The organism is Pseudoduganella sp. RAF53_2, assembly GCF_052113985.1.
GTDB lineage: Bacteria > Pseudomonadota > Gammaproteobacteria > Burkholderiales > Burkholderiaceae_D > Rugamonas.
Map to the genome: position 1 here is coordinate 1 of NZ_JBFRDW010000397.1, position 5,589 is coordinate 5,589.

The 5,589-nt window shown below is 62.9% G+C and carries 4 protein-coding genes; 3 read left to right on the forward strand and 1 reads right to left on the reverse strand.

Features of this window, described 5'->3' with window-relative positions; genetic code table 11:
* Both AB4Z11_RS21140 and AB4Z11_RS21145 read left to right on the forward strand, forming a co-directional pair.
* Positions 1–2,360 (forward strand): efflux RND transporter permease subunit (locus AB4Z11_RS21140; protein ID WP_442027470.1); only part of this gene is annotated, 2,360 nt, incomplete at its 5' end.
* The gene (locus tag AB4Z11_RS21145) at positions 2,357–3,712 is read left to right on the forward strand and encodes a TolC family outer membrane protein (protein WP_442027471.1); all 1,356 of its coding nucleotides are present in this window, start codon (positions 2,357–2,359) and stop codon (positions 3,710–3,712) included. The genes AB4Z11_RS21140 and AB4Z11_RS21145, both read left to right, overlap by 4 nt.
* A 78-nt stretch (positions 3,713–3,790) precedes the next feature.
* On the opposite strand, the gene AB4Z11_RS21150 is transcribed toward AB4Z11_RS21145, so the two are convergent.
* A complete protein-coding gene (locus tag AB4Z11_RS21150; protein ID WP_442027472.1) occupies positions 3,791–4,528 on the reverse strand; it encodes a TetR/AcrR family transcriptional regulator in 738 nt (245 codons plus the stop codon).
* Between the two features lie 161 nt (positions 4,529–4,689).
* Between AB4Z11_RS21150 and AB4Z11_RS21155 the strand changes: the two genes are divergently transcribed.
* On the forward strand, positions 4,690–5,589 hold a 900-nt coding region (locus tag AB4Z11_RS21155), incomplete at its 3' end, for an alpha/beta hydrolase (protein WP_442027474.1).

Sequence of the window (5,589 nt, forward strand, 5' to 3'; positions counted from 1 at the left end):
TGTCCGGTGAATTCAAATCCGTCGAAAGCATTCGCGAGATGGGCATCCGCGCCGGTGACCGCAGCTTCCGCCTGGGCGATATCGCCGATGTGAGGCGCGGCGTAACCGATCCATCCACCTTCAAGATGCGCTTCAACGGCAAGGAAGCCGTGGGCCTCGCTATTTCCATGCGCAAGGGCGGCGATGTGATCCGTCTCGGCGAGCAGCTGAATGCGCAGATCAAGCGCATTCAAGGTGGCCTGCCGGTGGGCGTGGAGATGCATTCCGTGTCGGACCAGCCCAAGGTGGTGAAGGAGTCGGTGCACGAGTTCACGCACAGTCTGATGGAAGCCGTGATTATTGTGCTGGCGGTGAGCTTCTTCTCGCTGGGTGTGCGCAGCGGCATCGTGGTGGCGCTGTCGATTCCACTGGTGCTGGCAATTACTTTCCTCGCCATGTATGCCTTCAACATCGACCTTCAGCGCATTTCGCTGGGCGCGCTGATCATCGCGCTCGGCTTGCTGGTGGACGATGCCATCATCGCCGTCGAAATGATGATGCTCAAGCTGGAGCAAGGCTGGGACAAGTTTGCGGCCGCCACCTATGCCTACACCGCGACGGCATTCCCCATGCTGACCGGTACGCTGATTACCGCTGCTGGCTTCCTGCCGGTGGGCTTTGCCAAGTCCTCGGCGGGCGAATACACCTTCTCGATCTTCCAGGTGGTGGGCCTGGCGCTGCTGCTGTCCTGGATCGTGGCGGTGCTGTTCACGCCTTGCCTCGGCTACGTGCTGTTGCCGACGCCGAAGGAAGGCCACGATCATCACGACGAAGATGCGGTTTACCAGCGCGGCTTTTACGTCAAATTCCGCCAGCTGGTACAGGCATGCCTGGACAATCGCCGCATCGTCATCGCCATCACCGGTGCGCTGTTTATTGGCTCGCTGGTGCTGTTCAAACTGGTGCCGAAGGAATTCTTCCCTTCGTCCAACCGTCCGGAACTGATGGTGGATCTGTGGCTGCCGGAAGCGGCGACCTATGGCGCCACTGAAGGGCAAGTGAAAGCCTTTGAAGCCAAGCTGAAAGGCGACAAGGACATCGTTTCCGTGACCGCCTACGTCGGCGGCGGCAGCCCGCGCTTCTACCTGCCGCTGGATGCGCAAATGCCCAATCTGCAGCTGGCCGAGATCATGGTCGTGACGGAGGGCGAAGAAGCCCGCGAGCGTGTGCTGGCCAAGATCCAGAAGCTGTTTGAGACGGACTTCCCCTTTGTGCGCGGCCGCGTGAACCGTCTGGAGAACGGCCCGCCGGTTGGTTATCCGCTGCAGTTCCGTATTTCCGGCCCGGACATGAATCTGCTGCCGCCGGTCGCCGACAAGCTGGCTGCCATCATGCGCGCCAACCCGAACGTGCGCCGCGTGAACAGCGACTATGGCGAACGCCTGAAGACCATGCGTGTCGAGATCGACCAGGACGCGGCGCGCGCCGTTGGCGTTACCTCGCACCAGGTGGCAAATGCCTTGCAAACATCCATGACAGGCCAGGCCATCACCCAGTACATCGAAGACGACAAAGGCATCGATGTGGTGGCCCGCCTGAGCGCCGTGGAGCGTGGTGACCTGAACAACCTGAAGGATGTGAAGGTCTATGTCCGCGACGGGAAATTCGTGCCGCTGTCGCAGGTGGCGCGCCTGATCGTCGGCAGCGAAGACAGTGTGCTGTGGCGCCGCAACCGCGTACCCACCATCACCGTGCGTGCCGATGTGGCAGGCGCCATGGCGCCGGACGTGGCGGCAGCCCTGCAGCCGAAGATCGACGAGCTGGCGGCCACGCTGCCGCTGGGCTACCGCATCGAAGTGGGCGGCACCATGGAGTCGAGCGCCCGCTCGCAGGCATCGATCAAGGCCGTGATGCCGATGATGCTGGTGGTCGTTCTGCTCCTGCTGATGATGCAGCTGCAGGACATGAAGAAGATGGCCCTGGTGCTGGTCACCGCGCCGCTGGGCATGATCGGCGTGTCGCTGATGCTGGCCGGCTTCCAGATTCCGTTCGGCTTCGTGGCCATGCTGGGTGTGATCGCGCTGTTCGGCATGATCATCCGGAACTCCGTGATTCTGGTGGTGCAGATCGACCAGGACCTGGAACGCGGCGCTTCACTGAACGACGCCATTGTGGAATCGGCCGTGCGGCGCTTCCGCCCCATTGTGCTGACTGCACTGGCGGCCGTGCTGGGCATGATTCCGCTGACCCGTTCCACCTTCTGGGGGCCAATGGCATGGGCCATCATGGGGGGCCTGATCGTGGCAACCCTGCTTACTTTGCTGTTCCTGCCTGCACTGTATGCGGCCTGGTATGGCGTCAAAAAACCAGTGAGGGCATGATGAAACGTACTTTCATTCTCATTGCGCCGGCCTTGTTCGCCGCGCTGATAGCACCATCCGCGGTGCATGCGATGGACCTGATGGGGGCCTGGCAGCACGCGCTGGACATCGATCCCAGCCTGATGGCGGCGGTGGCCGCACGCGAAGCCGGCGCGGAAAAGGCGATCCAGGGCGATGCGCTGCTCAAGCCGCGCGTCAACCTGTCCGCCGGATTGACTCATCTCGATGCCAACACCGGCAGTTTCGGTCCGCCGCAACTGTCGTCACTGCTGCCGAGCGAGAGCAAGGGCACGCGGCGCGAAGCCAGCGTGACGCTGGTGCAGCCAATCTACCGCGCCGACTTGCGCGCCAACCGCAAGCAGCTGCATGCGCAGACGGAAATTGCTGAAGCCAGCTACACGAGCGCGCGCCAGGACCAGATCCAGCGCGTGGCGCAAGCCTACTTCAACGTGCTGCTGGCGGAAGAGCGCCTGCATTTGCTGGACGCACAGCAGGCCGCCGTCGGCGAACAGATGGCCGATGCCAGGGCGCGCTTCGACGCGGGCAAGGCGCGCATCATCGACCTGCGCGATGCGGAAGCGCGGCACGAGTCCGTGGCTTCGGCGCGTATTGCGGCGGCCAGCGATCTGGAACTGCGCCGCGTTCAGTTCTTCGAGTACACCGGCGTCGAGGCGGATCACCTGTCCGGAATGCGCGATGGCTTTGCACCGCAGGCCAGCACGAAACCGCTGACGGACTGGGAACAGCGGGCGCTGAACAATAACCCGCAGCTGCAAACTCGCCTGCGCCAGCTCGATGCGGCGCGTGCCGATGCGGACAAGAACAAGCGCAGCAGCCGTCCAACGCTTGACCTGGTGGCGAGCCATGGCGAAGTGCGCACGACGGGCGATGTGTCGCCGCTGGTGTCGCCGGAACGCACGCGCACGACGTCCATCGGCTTGCAGCTGAATATTCCGCTGTATCAGGGCGGTGCGCTGGATTCCCAGCAGCGCGAATCCGCGGCCAAACTGCGCGAAGCCCAGCACAATGTGGACGCCGCGCGGCGCGACGTGCGCCTGCAAGTACGCGATGCCTGGCTGGCGGTCAGCGACGGCGCGGCCCAGGTGCAGGCGCTGGAGCAATCCGTGAAAGCGGCCAGCACGGCGCAGGAAGCGGCGGTGCTGGGACGCGAAGTCGGCATGCGCACCACGCTCGATGTGCTGAACGCGCAGCAGAATGTGTACTCGTCGATGTATGACTTGTCGAAAGCGCGCGTGAACTGGCTGATGGGCAGCCTGCGCCTGTCCGCGGCGACCGGGGACCTCGGTGAGGAGGAAGTGAGGGCGGTAAACGCCTACCTGGCAGGGCCATGAGCGGAGCATGCACGGCGGGTCAATGACCCGCCCTACAACGAAGCGTGGGGCGGATCACTGATCCGCCGTCTGCGTGCGTTACAACCAGGCCTCGAACCCATCCAGCAGCAGCTGGAGTCCTGCGTCGAACAGGGTCTTGGTATTGAGGGCTGAAAACGGCACGCCCAGCGTTTTGGCCGAGGGATAAAGCTCCTCGTCCAGCGCCTCGAAGCGCGCCCTGGCTTCCTCCTGCGTGGAAGGGCCGGGCTGGCCGGGCCGTGCCGAAATGCAGGAGGCAACAAACTGCGCCAGCAGGCGGTAGGCCATCGCCGCCTGTGCAGGCTTGAAGCCGCCCTGCAAAAACGCCGCCGCGATATGGTCGAAATAAACCATGCCGTAGTCAGTTTCGCCTTCCGCCACCATCTGGAACAGGCGGTAAGGTCCGCGCGAGGCGATGTACTGCGCCACGCCCGGATATTTGTTGGTGAGCTTGAGATTGGCGCGCGCAACTTCCTCCACATCCGCACGCCAATCGCCACTCAGGGGCGGCATATTGCGCATGCGGTTCTCGTGGAACTGGTTCATCACGCCCGACACCAGCTTGTCGCGATTGCCGATGTAGTAGTAAATCAGCCCCGGCACCACGCCAAACTCCTTGGCGATGAGGGTGATCGAAATGTCCTGCAGCGGCTCGCTTTTGGTCAGCTCAAGCACCTTGTCGATGATGGCGTTGCGCGACAGGTCCGCCTCGTTGCCGATGGCGGCCGACGCTTTGGGCGGGCGTCCGCGCGGGCGCGCAACGGGGACTGTCTTGTCCGTGCTGGCTGCTTTGCTCATGTGCTTCTTCTGCAGGATTGAAAACCTGCCTATTCTGCGGCCTTCCTGCCGCCCACGCAACCTTCCGTTGCGATTTAATTGATACACCATCAAATTTTATTGACTTCCCAAAATTCGCGTCCTACACTAATTGACGACGCATCAATTAATTGGAGAGAGACATGAGCGACAGAGAACAAACTGCGGGCCTGCGTGGCGCAGGCTGGGATGCGGCCCTGATGGACCGCCCGTATCAGGTGGCCTCGGCCACCCTGAACACCGCCGATGGCAGCAAGACCATGGGCTTCCTGTTCACCGTAACAGGCAAGGAAACCACCGTGGTCTCCGTGATGCATCCGCGTGAATTCCAGCTTTCGCACTACCTGGTGCCGGCCGTGCTGGACGCGGGCTGCGCGTGCTGGGTGCAGGCGCCGCGCTCGATCGGCAATGACCTGCGACTGGAACACGAGATCGCCTTGTTTGATGTGGCGGCTGGCATGAGCCATCTGCGCCAGCTGAATTTCGAGAAGATCGTCCTGCTGGGGAATTCCGGCGGCGCGGGCCTGTATGCGCTGTACAACCAGCAGTCCAGGCTGGCGCCCGAACTGCGCATTGAGCGCACCCCTGGCGGCCGTCCAACCAGGCTGGCCGAACTCGATATGCCCCAGGCCGATGGCTTCATCTTCGTGGCGCCGCACGCTGGGCAGGGCAAGCTGCTGATGGCGGCGATCGATCCTTCGGTCACCGACGAAAACGATCCGCTGAACGTCGATCCTGCGCTCGATCCCTTCCTGCCGGCCAATGGCTTCAATCCGATGACCGGCAAGGCCAAATACGCGCCGGAGTTCATCGATCGCTATCGCGCCGCCCAGCTGGCGCGCGTCGAACGCCTGGACAGGAAGGCGAAGGAAATGCTGAAGCTGAAAATCGGCGCAAAAAAGAAACTGGCCGAAGAAAAGAGCCTGGCGCTGAAGATGCAGGCTTCGTATGCGCCGATCTTCAACGTCTGGCGTACCGATGCCGACCTGCGCACCTGGGACACCAGCATCGATCCGAGCGACCGGCCAGCCGGTGGCTTGTGG

Bases quoted from the DNA above. Each gene is read 5' to 3' on its own strand.
- AB4Z11_RS21145 (WP_442027471.1), top strand. From the start codon at position 2,357: ATGATGAAACGTACTTTCATTCTCATTGCGCCGGCCTTGTTCGCCGCG.
- AB4Z11_RS21150 (WP_442027472.1), bottom strand. From the start codon at position 4,528: ATGAGCAAAGCAGCCAGCACGGACAAGACAGTCCCCGTTGCGCGCCCG.